Origin of the sequence: Acidithiobacillus ferrooxidans ATCC 23270, assembly GCF_000021485.1 — a bacterium.
Lineage (GTDB): Bacteria > Pseudomonadota > Gammaproteobacteria > Acidithiobacillales > Acidithiobacillaceae > Acidithiobacillus > Acidithiobacillus ferrooxidans.
The window spans coordinates 1,740,841-1,753,940 of record NC_011761.1 but is presented as its reverse complement, the minus strand read 5'-3'; the positions used below and the strand labels follow the sequence as shown (position 1 = coordinate 1,753,940).

The following is a 13,100-nucleotide window of genomic DNA, read 5'->3' as shown; positions in this document are numbered from 1 at the left end:
AGGTTGACAGCTTGTCAAACATATCTATCCATGATATGGCGCTGAATCACAGCCGGCCAGGCCGTCTTGTCGATGGCTGCTTCCAGTAGTTTGGCTGTAATGGCGGGACCCAGATCCTGCCGCTGGTCATCCACCAGCATGATGTTGCTTCGTGGGAATCCCGTCCGGAGATAACGGGCCTGTCCTGACGCCCCATCCATCCGCCAGTCCCACCCCAGGGTGATGACGGGCGCCGTCTCGCTGACCCATTCGGTATAACCGGAAATGTGGGTTTGACTGGCCCCTTCGTGAAGAGGAGGGTATTCATCATGGTCCAGGCCGGACAAAAGATGCACCAGAGGAATCCATTGAAACTGTTCCAGTGTCAGGCGCACATAACCATCGGGAGACAACCTCATGAATCCATATCCTTGCGGTTTTACCGCGATTCCGTTCTGCACTGTCATGGATCACCTGCCAGGAAAATTCGGATAAGAACAGGCTACCGAATCACCCCATGATGCGGTAGTGTCAACCCTGACAGGTTGATTAAGCGATATCCACGGCGAGACTTGGTTGGCGATGCTTTCTCCTCCACGATCTCACCCCGCCCGGGAAGGAGGGACATTTGGATCCTTGGAAGGAAGATCTCCTGCAGACATTCCAGTCCATCGAATGCGAACGGCAGGTGCTGGCGATGGCGTCCGAAATGGCGCGTAAGCTGGAATTCGATTACTGCGCCTATGGCTTACGCATGCCGCTTCCGCTTGTGCGTCCCAAAACCGTCCTGTTCAGCAACTACCCTGCGGTCTGGCAGGCCAGATATCAAGCGCAGGAATACCAGGCCATCGATCCCACGGTACGGCACGCCATGCGTTCGCCGTCTCCCGTCGTCTGGTCCGATGACTTGTTTGCGCCTGCACGCGAACTGTGGGAAGAGGCCCGTTCATTTGGGCTGCGGGCCGGGTTGGCCCACACCTGCCGCGACGCCGGGGGGATGGGCGGCATGTTGACCTTGGCGCGTGCTGGAGAAACCGTGACCACGGCAGAATGGCAAGCAAAGGCCTGCCATATCCTGTGGTTGGTCCAAGCTGTCCATCTCAGCATGATCCGCGTTATCGCGCCCAAACTCCAGCCGGAGATCGCCGTACAGTTATCTTGCCGGGAGGTGGAAGTGCTGCGCTGGACCGGCGAGGGCAAGACCTCCGGTGAAATCGCCAATATCCTTAATATTACGGAGCGCACGGTCAATTTTCACATCAGCAAGGCCATGGCCAAGCTGAACGCCGTCAACAAGACCGCCGCCGTATTGCAGGCGGCGATGCTCGGGTTGCTGTCGTGATCGCTCTGGCAGGCGGAGTTTCCCCTGGCCATGAAAAGTTCCTCGCGTCGCCAATGGTGGCGACCAGTGCACTCGCCGTGAGATAACCAATGGCCGGGGCCTTGTCCACACGCTGACGTGACGCATTTTCCCGATGTCGGATCTGGTGCGCCCTTCGAGGGGCATGACCAGCCGCAAAAATGGCAAAAATGGGCCATCCCGGATGACGACTACCGTAATTTTCATGATGTTTCCGAACATTCAGCTGGAGGATTGTTTCAGGTAGCGTGATGGGCCGTTGGCTATCGGGCCCTTGTCGTGCTAGATTCCGGACTCATCTTCAGGGCGGGGCGAAACTCCCCACCGGCGGTAAGCCTGTTTGTTGTCGGGCAAGCCCGCGAGCGCTCGCGTTCACGCGAGGTCAGCAGATCTGGTGTAATTCCAGGGCCGACGGTCACAGTCCGGATGGAAGAAGATGTTGATGCACGGTACGCTTGTTGCGTTTTCACGCGACAAAGCGCCGTGTGTTCGCGTTTGCCCTGAAATGTTTTTCGCCTTTTCTACCTGCGAGGAGCGTTTCATGTCTGTTCAAACTACCATGTTGTTGAAGAGTGATGTTGCTGTAGCCCGCCCGGAGTGGCAGCGGGCACTCGAGGCCATTCGTGCCGGCCGCCCGGTTATTCTCCTGGATGATTCCGATCGGGAAAACGAAGGTGACCTTATTGTCGCTGCCGAACGTCTGACCGTGGCGACCATGGCGATGTTGATCCGTGAGTGCAGCGGAATCGTGTGCTTGTGCCTTACCCCGGAGCATGTGGCCCGCTTGGATTTGCCGCCCATGGTGCAACAGAACGAAAGCCGCTTCGGTACTGCCTTCACGGTTTCCATAGAGGCTCGGGAAGGGGTGACCACCGGGGTATCGGCAGCGGATCGTGTGACTACCATTCGGGCGGCTATCGCGTCCGGCGCCCGGCCCTGGGATATCGCCCGTCCCGGCCATATCTTTCCGTTGTGTGCGCATCCGGAGGGGGTATTAGGCAGGCGCGGGCATACGGAAGGTTCCGTTGATCTGGCGCGACTGGCGGGCCTGGAACCTGCAGCGGTGCTCTGCGAGTTGATGAATCCGGACGGCAGCATGGCCAAGGGAGACGATATTGTCCGTTTCGCAGTCCGGCACGACCTGCCGGTCATTACCATAGAGGATATAGTGGCATTGCGCCTGCAAGAGAAAAAAACCCCGATTTTGTTGTGAGTGCATAGGGGGGGACGACTATGCTGCCGATGGCATTTTGTCGGCCTTGTCCAGACAGCATTCGGGTGGCCCTGAAGACGACCGTCAGCCTGGTAAAGGCACGGGGCCAAGCAACGGCGTGGAAATGACAGCGACGGCAGGCCGATGGTGTAGGAGTAGGTGAGAACGGGATGGTGTGTATCTGTCGAGCGCTCTGTTTACCCGGCATTTTCTCTCGTCACCATATGCTGTAGTAGCGCGAGGAACGCCTTGGCGCTATGACTTGGCGCACGCCGGTGCAGCACCGAAAGTTTGTGGCGGATAACGGGCGTAGTAGTCAGTGTCGCAATGCCAGGCCGTTGGCCGGCGCTGTTGAGTGCGGAGACAAAACCGACCCCCAGCCCGCATCGCACCGCGTCGCGGACGGCAGCAAGACCGCTCAATTCATACCGGATCTCAGGATAAATCCCCTGTTTCTGAAAAGCTTGCATCACATGGTTACGAATGCCCGAACCTTCTTCCCGCCAAACCAGGGTTTCCTCGGCAAGGGATGAAAGGGAAAGAGGCTCGGATCGTCCCAGCCATGGATGTCGATCGGGGACCAGCGCCACGATCTCCGTTTCCACTAGTGTTTCCTGCGTCCAGTCGGTGGCGCCGGATAATGCTGCGTCGTCTTCCACAAAAATCAGATCCGCTTGGTCACGCATGGATATGGCCCGACGACTGTTGGTGGTGACCAGGCGCAAGGCAACCCCAGGATAGCGGGCACGAAAATCGGCGATGGCCCGTGGCAGGAGGGTCTCGGCATTGCTGTGGCTAGCCACCAGGGCAAGAGATCCCCGCAACAACTCCCGGGTATCCCCTCGCAACGCCCGAGCTTCCGCCAAAGCCGCTTCGATCTGCTCTGCGATCCGCAAGAGCCATAGCCCGGTCTCACTCGGCTCGATACCGCGACGATTGCGTCGATACAAAGGTTCCCCTACCCATTCCTGCAACTGTTTGAGGCGATGGGACACGGCCGGTTGGGTCATGAAAAGCAAATCGGCGGCGGCGTGCAGATTTCCTGAGCGGGCCGCTTGCGCCCAGATCAACAGCAGGGCCGGGTCTGGTTTTTCCGAATTCATCCGTTTTCTATCTTTTCAAGAAATTATCTGTGCTTATTTCTTCAATTAGAAAATAGCATTGGATGACACTTTGATCCAAATACAAACTACAACTCAAGATTTTAGTCTGGATGAATATTCTCATGAATTTGTTTTCCGCTGTGCCCAACAACGATCCCGGTGAAATCATCCGCCATTTCACACCCAACTGGTTTGCCGCCACCATGGGAACGGGCATCCTGGCGCTGATGCTGGAAGATTTTCCCCTGGCCCACGGCCTACTCCACCCGGCGGCACAGGCCCTTTGGTGCGCCAACGTTTTCTTTTTCGTGCTGTTTTCGGCTCTATTCCTGGGCCGGGCGCTGGTCTTCCCAGACAGTTTTCGCCGCTTGTTCGACCATCCGGTGCAGTCTTTGTTCATCGGTTGCATTCCCATGGGCTTCGCTACCATCGTCAATGGCATGATCCTGATACGGCCGGTGACCGCCAACTCTGCTCTCTGGGCCTATGGCTGGTGGTGGGTGGATGCCGTCCTGGCCGTCATCTCGGTCCTTCTGGTGCCATTTTTCATGTTTACCAGCCAAGTTCACAGCCTGGAGCGGATGACCGCCGCTTGGCTGCTGCCCATCGTGCCGCCGGAGGTGGCTGCGGCCAGCGGTGGCTTGGTGGCCCAGCACGTGGCGCCCTGGCTAGGAGTGCCTGTCCTCTACGTGAGTTATGTGTTCTGGGCCGTTTCGGTACCGCTGTCTCTGGGAATTTTGACTATCTTGTTCCTGCGCCTGACCCTGCATCGCCTGCCCCACCGGGACATGGCCGTGTCCTCCTGGTTGCCCCTAGGACCAATCGGCACCGGCGCCATGGCCATGATCACCCTGGGCGATGCAGATGGGCATGTGTTCACAGGGACCTCCTTGATACCCATGGCCCAGTTTGACCACATGGCGGGACTCATGGTAGCGCTGCTGCTCTGGGGTTTCGGCACCTGGTGGCTGTGCATGGCAGTCTTTTTTACCCTGCGGTATCTCGGTGAGGGGCTACCCTACAACATGGGTTGGTGGGGCTTCACCTTCCCGCTGGGCGTCTACGATTCGTCTACCTATCTGTTGTTCAAAGATACCCATTACCTGCCTTTCCTGGTGCTGGGCGCCGTGTTCACGGTAATGCTGGCCGCCTTCTGGGGGTTGGTGACCCAGCGTAGCCTCGTGGGCATGTGGACCGGTTCCTTGTTCCGCGCCCCCTGTTTGTCGGAAGAGACCGGGATGCTGGAACCCGAGTGTCCACCAGAGGCCAACCCACATCATTCTCCTGGATCCAACAAGGAGTCCCTCATGGACCGCTTGAGATAAAAGCGATCCGCCGGGCCATCGACAGTGCCCAAGATGCCGGCATTTTTATCAACGAGGCACGAAAGAACGGAGATAGTCATGAAAAAACCGATTTTGGCCGCGATTCTTTCCGCTACTCTGGCGGCTCCCGCTTTGTCCCATGCGGAAACCCTCAAGGATTGGCTCATGCAGAGCCAAGTGAGCGGCAACATTCGATCCTATTATTTCAATCAGCTCTATGGCGGCTCGTCGCTGCCCGATAAGTATGCCTATTCCCTGGGCGGCATGCTCAGGGTGCAGACGGCTCCCGTCTACGGGATAAGCGCGGCAGTGGCCTTCTACACGGCCAACGACCTGGGGGCGAACGACACCGGCGGCGGGCAGAGTCATCTGGACCCCCTGCTTATGGGTGACCGCACCTCCCTCAACGTTCTGGGGCAGGCTTATCTACAGTACCAAGACCCGTGGGTGCAGTTGCGGGTGGGGAACCTACTCCTCAATACCCCGTGGATGAACCCCTCGGACGCCTTCATGATCCCCAGTACCTTTCAGGCGGTAGCGATACGGGTGACCCCCATCAAAAATCTCCAGATCATCGGTATCCGTGAATTCCGCTTCAAAAACCGCATTCAGGCCGACTATCACCGCCAGACCCTGCTGAATTTCAACGATCATTACAGCTATCTACCCGACAATAGCATCGGCACCCTGGCCTTTGGCCTCAAAGGGCGTCTCATGGGTGTCCACGCGACCGCCTGGTTCTATCGCTTTTACGGTCTCACGAACATGTTCTATGGCACTCTGGGTTACACCACTCCAACCCTGGTGGGGCATTTCCGGCCCTTCGCCGATTTTCAGTATGACCGGGAATGGGCCAACGGCGCGCAACTGGCGGGGCCGGTGAATTCCACGGTCTACGGCGGTATGGCGGGGATTCAGGGAGATTTCGACGGTGTGACGGGGCAGATCTTCGCCGCTTATGACCAGATTCCCTCCCGCGCCGTCACCTTGGCCAACGGCCAGACCTTGTACAACGGGGGCTTCATCTCACCCTATACCCAGCAATACAGCGCCGACCCTCTGTACACCAGCATCATGGATTACGGTCTGGTGGACGCGTCCGCCTCGGGCCACGCCTGGAAATTCGGTTTCTTGCTGCATCCCCTCCGCCAGGTGCGCATCAAATATTCGTACAGCATGTATGATACCGCGCCCTATCTGCCCAATGTGGACGCCAATTACCTGGATGTGACCTACAGCCCGGGCGGCTTCTGGAAAGGCCTATCCCTGCGTAACCGCCTCGCCCTCGATCACAGCAATCCCTATGGGGGCTATCACGGTACCTTCATCGATGATCGCTTGATGCTGCAATACCGCTTTTCGTGAGAGGAATACCGCTTCGGTGGCTGCCAGGCGGCCGATGGCATCTTGCCGGGCCTTGGCCCAGACAGGATTCGGGTGGCCGCAAAGATGGATAGAGGCTGGGGCTGTCCTGGCCATTGCCCCTCGCCGTGGTGATCAATACACCGGCAACTCTGTCGTATCCACCACCCTGCGCAGCACAAAGCTGGAATGCACGCCGGTCACCCCCTCGATGCGTGTCAGGCGATGGAGCAGAAAATCCTGGAAATGCGCCATATCGCGCACGGCGACCTTGATCTGGTAATCCGCATCATGGCCCGTGATGAGGTAGCACTCCAGCACCTCCGGCGAGTTGCTGATTTCTGCCTCAAAATGCTCAAAGCGCTCGGGGGTATGGCGGTCCATGCTGATGTGCATCAGCACCATCAGCGCCAGGCCCAGACGTTGCGGGTCCAGCAGAGCCACACGCTTGCGGATGATCCCGGCTTCTTCCAACGCCTGCACCCGGCGCAGGCAGGGGGAGGGGGACAAAGCGATACGCTCGGCGAGACGCTGATTGCTGAGTCCGCCGTCGCGCTGTAGTTCCTCCAGAATGCGGCGGTCGTAGCGATCTAATTCGCTGGCAGGGGATTTCGACTTCATAGCACAATATTACTCCGTGAATGGGGGTTAGTGCGCAATAATCATGCGACATACTCTCTTTTTCGGCCCCAATTCGCAAGCACCTGTTGCGACTTCTTCCCTATACTGCGTCCATCGTCACTTGCCGCAGGAGATTGGATCATGGGGACCTTCAACCACCGCCGTTACCGCGCCTTCGCGCCCGTTCACAAACCGAACCGGCGCTGGCCTAACCGCCGTATGCACCACGCGCCCGTTTGGAGCAGCGTCGATCTGCGCGATGGCAATCAGGCGCTGCTCTCCCCCATGAGCGTCGAGCAAAAGCTCCGGATGTTCGACTTGCTCGTACGTATGGGCTTTCGGGAGATCGAGGTCGGTTTTCCCGCCGCCTCCCAACCAGATTTTGACTTTGTGCGGCGCATCATTGAAGAAGATCGTATCCCCGAGCAGGTGACCATCCAGGTGCTCACCCAGGCGCGGGAAGCCCTGATTGACCGCACATACGAGGCCTTGAAAGGGGTACGGCGGGCGATTGTCCATGTCTACAACTCCACCAACCCGGCTCAGCGCGAACAGGTGTTTGGCCTGGATCGGGAGGGCATCCAGGACATTGCCGTGCGAGGCGCGGAGTGGGTGAAGGACGGGGCCGCACGCTGTCCAGAGACGGAATGGGTCTTTCAGTATTCGCCGGAGAGCTTCAGCGCCACCGAGCCGGACTACGCAGTGGAGATCTGCGAGGCAGTCAACGCGGTCTGGCGGCCCGACCAGGGGCAGGCGGTGATCCTCAACCTGCCTGCCACCGTCGAATCGTCCATGCCCAATGTCTTCGCGGACCAGATTGAATGGTTCTGCGACCACTTGCGCGGACGGGAGCACGTGAAAATCAGTGTGCACAACCACAATGACCGCGGTTGCGCGGTGGCGGCGGCGGAACTGGCGGTGTTGGCCGGCGCCGACCGGGTAGAGGGCACCCTCTTCGGCAACGGCGAGCGGACCGGCAACATGGATATCCTCACCATGGCCATGAATCTTTACTCTCAGGGCATTGATCCGCAACTGGATATGTCCATGGGCACGGAAATCGCGGAGATCTATACCACGTGTACGGGTATGGTCGTGCCGCCGCGTCATCCCTGGTTTGGCGAACTGGTCTACACGGCGTTTTCCGGCAGTCATCAGGACGCCATTCGCAAGGGCATGCACCATCGGCGGGGACGGGAAGATGCTGTCTGGGAGGTGCCCTATCTGCCCATCGATCCCGCCGATCTGGGGCGCAGGTACGAGGAGGTGGTGCGCATCAACAGCCAGTCCGGGAAGGGCGGTGTCGCCCATGTGCTGGAGCGCGACCACGGTATTTCCTTGCCGCGCTGGTTGGCGCAGGACTTCAGCGCCGTAGTGCAGGCGACTTCCGAGCAGGAGACGGGTGAAGTCAGCTCAGCGCAGATTTTCGCCCTGTTCGAGAGCCATTACTGCCATACCACGGAGGATTGGCACCTGCGACGCTACCGTCTCAGCCGGGAAGGGGAGCAGGTCGCAGGGACCGTGGTGGTTGGCCCGGAGGCACAGCCGCACATTTTACAGGGCAAGGGGAGTGGCGCCGTAGGCGCCTTGGTCGATGCGCTGATCCAGAGTCGGGGCGTTCGTGCCGAGGTGGAACAGTTCGACCAGCATGCCCTCGGTAGCGGCACCGGCGCCCGCGCCATGGCCTGCGTCCGGGTCAGGGTGGATCATGGTCAGGCGAGGTCTGCGGTGGCTTTTGGCGAGGATACCACTGAGGCCGCTTTGCAGGCGGTACTCAGTGCTGTTGGCCGGTCCATTGCAAAAAACGACGCATGGAGCGCATCGGCAGGACGGCAAGTGCGCTGACTGCCGCGTTATGCCCTCGCAGGTCTTCGCCGCTCAGGCGATGACGACACGTTTCTATTCTGGCATGAACACGAGCGTAGCGGTGCGCCTCAAGCAGCCTGCGGCGGCGCCGCAAGCTTGCCAGCCAGCCACGCCAACGCCGCGCAGACGGCAATGATCCCCATATCCGCCCCCCCCATGGCCGTTGTCGCGAATACCCGCTGAAAAAATGGCAGCCAGGAGAAAAGCCCCTGGGCAACCAAAGCAGCCAACATCGCTACCACCAGGACGACATCCCCCCGGTCATGACGCCGGCGCCCATACATGGCCAGCAGTATTCCGGCCTCCATGCCCACCATGGCATTCACCGCCAGGGTATGCGCATGGCTGTCGCTGTGCAGAGTCGCATCGCCAAAAAACACCGCAAAGACGGTTATAACCAGAAAGGTACTCAATCCGACGATACGCCACCATAAAGTCCCTGGAATGAGCGCCTCCCGGGCCGGACGCGGTTTGCGCTCCATCACGCCTTTATCCGCCCCCATGAATGCCAACGCCAGGGTCAGCGTACTGGCGGTAATCGTATTCACCCAAAGTATTTGCAATGGCGTAATAGGCAGGGTCATTCCCGACAGCACCGCGAAAAAAATCACCAGCCCTTGCGCAAAATTAGTCGGCAGCATAAAGAAAGTCGTGCGCCGGATATTGTCATAGATGTGGCGCCCCTCCGCTACGGCGGTGGCGATATGGGTAAAGTTGTCGTCACTCAGCACCATGGCCGCCGCCTCACGAGCCACGTCGCTCCCCGATTTCCCCATGGCCACACCAATCTGCGCCCGGCGCAAGGCGGGTGCATCGTTGACGCCGTCACCGGTCATGGCGACCACCTCGCCGCTGGCCTGCAGGGTCTGCACCAGTTCCAGCTTATCGGCGGGCTGTACTCTGGCGAAGACCACCGCGTCGCGGGCCAGGGCCTGCCGTTTCTCGGCATCCGCGCTGGCCCACTGGGCATGATCGACCACCGCCGCCGGACCATCCTCCAGAATGCCGACCTGACGGGCGATAGTGGCCGCCGTCTGCGGATGATCGCCGGTAACCATGATCACCCGGATACCCGCACTGCGGCAGGCAGCAATGGCGGCCGGTACGGCGGCACGCGGGGGATCCAGCAACGCGACAACACCCAACCAGGTCCAGCCACCATCGTCCAGAGCCTCCCACTGCCCATCTACCGCGCTGGCCAGGGCAAGGGTACGCATGCCGGCCATCGCCATGTCCCCAATGACTTTGTGCCAATAGGCCGGATCGATTTCCGCCACCCCGCTTGCGGTCGCCATCCGCTGACAGCGTTGCAGGACCCATTCCGGGGCACCTTTAATGGCGATGCCGTCGCTGTGGCGCGTCGCCATGAAGGGCTGCTCGTGGCTGAAAGGCCGGGCATCCACCCGCGGAGATGCCATCCGCGACACCTCGACGTCCGCACCATGCGTGCCCGCATAGCGGAGCAGAGCCTGTTCCAGAGGGTCACCAATACCGCTCTTGTCGTTGCGTAGTTGGGCGTCATTACACAAAATCATGACCCGCAGGGCACGTTGCAGCAGGGCAGGGGAGTCATCGGCGAGGGTCAGGTCCTGCACGGTCATACGATTTTCTGTCAGGGTGCCCGTTTTATCGGTGCAAATGACGGTAACCGTGCCCAGGGTTTCCACCGCCGGTAACTGGCGGACAATGGCACCCCGTTGCGCCATACGCTGCACGCCCAGCGCCAGGGTCACACTGATGACCGCTGGTAATCCTTCGGGAATAATGGCTACCGCCAGACTGATGGCGGCGAGCAGGGCAAATTCCAGCGCCTCGCCCCGCCACCAGGCGATACCCGTCGCGATGGCTGCCAGAAGAACGACGGTGAAGGCGAGAGTCCGGGACAAACGGCTGATGCGCTCCAGCAGCGGCGAGCGCATGGTCAGGGTGCCTCCCATGAGCTGGTGGATTCGGCCTATTTCGGTGGCGCTGCCGGTGGCGGTCACCTGGCCAACACCATCTCCCCCGGTTACCAGCGTTCCGGCTCGCAGCAGTAACTCGCCCTCGTCGCCAGAAGTGGTTTTATCCACCGGGACGGACTCCCCCGTCAGCAGGGATTCGTCCACCCGCAGGGCATGCGCCTCCAGCAAGCGCATGTCCGCGCTGATACGTGCACCATTTTCCACCCGTACCCAGTCGCCGGGCACCAGTGCTTCAGCGGGCAGATGTTGCCAGGCGCCATCGCGACAGACCAACACCTGTGGGGCGAGAAAAGATTGCAGTGCCTGCACGGCTTTCTCCGCGCGGTTCTCCTGAACAAAGCCGAGCAGGGTGTTGATCAGGATCACCGCGCCGATGACCGCGCCGTCTACCAGATGTCCGAGTACCAGCGATAAGAGTGCAGCGGCCAGCAGAATCGCGATGAGGGTGTTACGAAACTGCGCCAGCAGTTGTTGCCACCAGCGCGGCGCATGCGCCGTGGGCAGACGATTGAGCCCGTACTGTTGCTGCAACGACGAGGCGGCGGCGCTGCTCAGACCGCATGCCACCGGATCATGCTCCGTGGCGTCCATGTTGATCCCTCCGGTCGCGCAAAAGCAAAAATTACGGTGGACTCAGTAGCTGCAAGGACCATTGGCCATTTTCCCAACGCCCGATTTGTGCGCCATCAGCACCCCAGGCACCCAGCACCATGCGCCGTCCCTCCGGACCCTGCTCCCAAACGGGGCGATGGGTATGGCCGTGAATCAAAATATCATAAGTGGCACCATCCAGCGTGAAAGCACCCTCCCCGTGGAGGGCGGCAACGATGGTCTGCGGATTGGCATCCGTTATGGCTGGTGCCTTGGTCCGCACTTCCCGGCTACTGCCGCGACGCAATCCGCGGGCGATACGCTGGAGCCAGGCATAAGGCAGGCGTCCCAGCGTCAGTCGAGTCAGCGGATGACGAATCACCCGGCGAAAGCGCTGGTAACGATGATCATCGCTGCACAGCAAATCACCATGGGTCAGGAGGATACGCTGATCGCCCAGTTGCAGCAGCGCCGGGTCGGGCAGAGCGATAATCCCGAACTGCGCCAGAAAGTCGGCTTCCAGGGCAAAGTCCCGGTTACCGACCATGAGATACACCGTGGTCCCCTGCTTATGCAACCCATGGAGCAGGGCAAGGATTTCCGTATAAGGTGTTTCCGCCGCCTGATCCCGATGCACCCAGTAGTCAAACAGATCGCCCAGAATGAAAACCGCCCGTGCAGCCCGGCCTTCGTGCCAACAAAAATGGCGGAACAGGGCGGTCAGCGCGGGCTGTGCGGAGCAGAGGTGCAGGTCGGAGATAAACAGCACGGGGCCATCACCAAGGTCTGCACCTTGCACCACCATAGACTCAGGCCGCAGGCCGACGCTCGCCCTTGTCGATGGAGATGGTTTCCTTGGGCACGTCCTGGTGCATGCCCTTATTACCGGTCGGGGTCTTGGCGATATCATCCACCACATCCATCCCGCTGATGACCGTACCAAAAACGGCATACCCCCAGCCCGATCCTGAGGCAGACTTGAAGTTAAGGAAATCATTGTCTGTCAGATTGATGAAAAACTGCGCGGTGGCGGAGTGGGGATCATTGGTCCGCGCCATGGCGAGAGTGCCCCGCGCATTTTTCAGACCATTCTCCGCCTCGTTGGCGATGGGCGCATGGACGGCTTTCTGCTGCATGTCCGCCGTAAAACCCCCGCCCTGAATCATGAAGCCAGGTATCACGCGATGAAAGATGGTACCGTCAAAAAAGCCCTCATCGACATACCTCAGAAAATTCTCGACGGTGTTGGGCGCCTTGTCGACGTCCAGCTCAATGACGATATCGCCCTTGTTGCTGTGCAGCACTACTTGCGGATTTGCCATGAACACTCCTCAGAATTCAGGGCACCAGCGCCCTGCTAGAAAAATTCACCACTCAGGCCAGCGGCGACGAGAGCCAAGAGTAAAGCGACAGAGCGGCCCTTGTCGATACCCGGGCTCCTGCTCGACGGCTAGCCTTGTCGTTCAGAAAAGACTATAAGCCTGCACCACCGCGGCAACCGCGAAAAATGCCTTGTTCACGGTACGCTGGAACCTCGTTTGCCAAAGTGAAGCTATGTAGGCTCTCATGGTGCTGTCCGCCACCGCCTGATGAATGGCCACATAAAATATCAGCGGGCTCAAAGCGGCCACTGCCGCCATGCCGGGAAAATCGGAGCATGCCCGTTCCGCTCAGAGCCGTCGGGCTCAGCCAGCTGATTCCCCACAAGCTCAGAAAATA

General features: G+C 59.7%; 11 protein-coding genes and 1 riboswitch. Of the genes, 5 read left to right on the top strand and 6 right to left on the bottom strand.

Annotated features, from left to right (window positions below):
- Nucleotides 1-14: 14 nt before the first annotated feature.
- The gene (locus tag AFE_RS09240; protein WP_012536896.1) at nt 15-398 is read right to left on the bottom strand and encodes a DUF4902 domain-containing protein; all 384 of its coding nucleotides are present in this window, start codon (nt 396-398) and stop codon (nt 15-17) included.
- A 209-nt stretch (nt 399-607) separates the two neighbouring features.
- On the opposite strand from AFE_RS09240, the gene AFE_RS09235 reads away from it, so the two are divergent.
- Both AFE_RS09235 and ribB read left to right on the top strand, forming a co-directional pair.
- Complete coding sequence (locus AFE_RS09235; protein ID WP_009563854.1) at nt 608-1,321, top strand: autoinducer binding domain-containing protein; 714 nt, start codon at nt 608-610, stop codon at nt 1,319-1,321.
- A 311-nt stretch (nt 1,322-1,632) separates the two neighbouring features.
- Nucleotides 1,633-1,781, top strand: a riboswitch (FMN riboswitch).
- A 99-nt stretch (nt 1,782-1,880) separates the two neighbouring features.
- On the top strand, nt 1,881-2,552 hold the full coding sequence (ribB, locus tag AFE_RS09230) for a 3,4-dihydroxy-2-butanone-4-phosphate synthase (protein WP_012536895.1): 672 nt from the start codon (nt 1,881-1,883) through the stop codon (nt 2,550-2,552).
- A 197-nt stretch (nt 2,553-2,749) separates the two neighbouring features.
- On the opposite strand, the gene AFE_RS09225 is transcribed toward ribB, so the two are convergent.
- Nucleotides 2,750-3,655 carry a LysR family transcriptional regulator gene (locus AFE_RS09225; protein WP_012536894.1) on the bottom strand — a complete coding sequence of 302 codons (906 nt, stop codon included), beginning with the start codon at nt 3,653-3,655 and terminating at the stop codon, nt 2,750-2,752.
- A 122-nt stretch (nt 3,656-3,777) separates the two neighbouring features.
- On the opposite strand from AFE_RS09225, the gene AFE_RS09220 reads away from it, so the two are divergent.
- Nucleotides 3,778-4,980, top strand: a complete 1,203-nt coding sequence (locus AFE_RS09220) for a TDT family transporter (RefSeq protein ID WP_012536893.1) — start codon at nt 3,778-3,780, stop codon at nt 4,978-4,980.
- Nucleotides 4,981-5,058: 78 nt separating this feature from the next.
- Nucleotides 5,059-6,345, top strand: a complete 1,287-nt coding sequence (locus AFE_RS09215; protein WP_012536892.1) for a membrane protein — start codon at nt 5,059-5,061, stop codon at nt 6,343-6,345.
- 132 nt (nt 6,346-6,477) lie between these two features.
- Here the strand turns inward: AFE_RS09215 and AFE_RS09210 are convergent, their stop codons facing one another.
- The gene (locus AFE_RS09210; protein ID WP_012536891.1) at nt 6,478-6,963 is read right to left on the bottom strand and encodes an Lrp/AsnC family transcriptional regulator; all 486 of its coding nucleotides are present in this window, start codon (nt 6,961-6,963) and stop codon (nt 6,478-6,480) included.
- A gap of 141 nt (nt 6,964-7,104) precedes the next feature.
- On the opposite strand from AFE_RS09210, the gene AFE_RS09205 reads away from it, so the two are divergent.
- Nucleotides 7,105-8,808 carry a 2-isopropylmalate synthase gene (locus AFE_RS09205; protein WP_012536890.1) on the top strand — a complete coding sequence of 568 codons (1,704 nt, stop codon included), beginning with the start codon at nt 7,105-7,107 and terminating at the stop codon, nt 8,806-8,808.
- Between the two features lie 89 nt (nt 8,809-8,897).
- Here AFE_RS09205 and AFE_RS09200 read toward each other — a convergent pair whose 3' ends face one another.
- Genes AFE_RS09200 through AFE_RS09190 form a run of 3 tightly spaced genes read right to left on the bottom strand, consistent with a single transcriptional unit; the run spans nt 8,898 to nt 12,703 of the window.
- The gene (locus AFE_RS09200; protein WP_012536889.1) at nt 8,898-11,381 is read right to left on the bottom strand and encodes a cation-translocating P-type ATPase; all 2,484 of its coding nucleotides are present in this window, start codon (nt 11,379-11,381) and stop codon (nt 8,898-8,900) included.
- A 31-nt stretch (nt 11,382-11,412) separates the two neighbouring features.
- Nucleotides 11,413-12,186, bottom strand: a complete 774-nt coding sequence (locus tag AFE_RS09195) for a UDP-2,3-diacylglucosamine diphosphatase (RefSeq protein WP_009566521.1) — start codon at nt 12,184-12,186, stop codon at nt 11,413-11,415.
- Between the two features lie 4 nt (nt 12,187-12,190).
- A complete protein-coding gene (locus tag AFE_RS09190) occupies nt 12,191-12,703 on the bottom strand; it encodes a peptidylprolyl isomerase (protein WP_012536888.1) in 513 nt (170 codons plus the stop codon).
- Nucleotides 12,704-13,100: the final 397 nt, after the last annotated feature.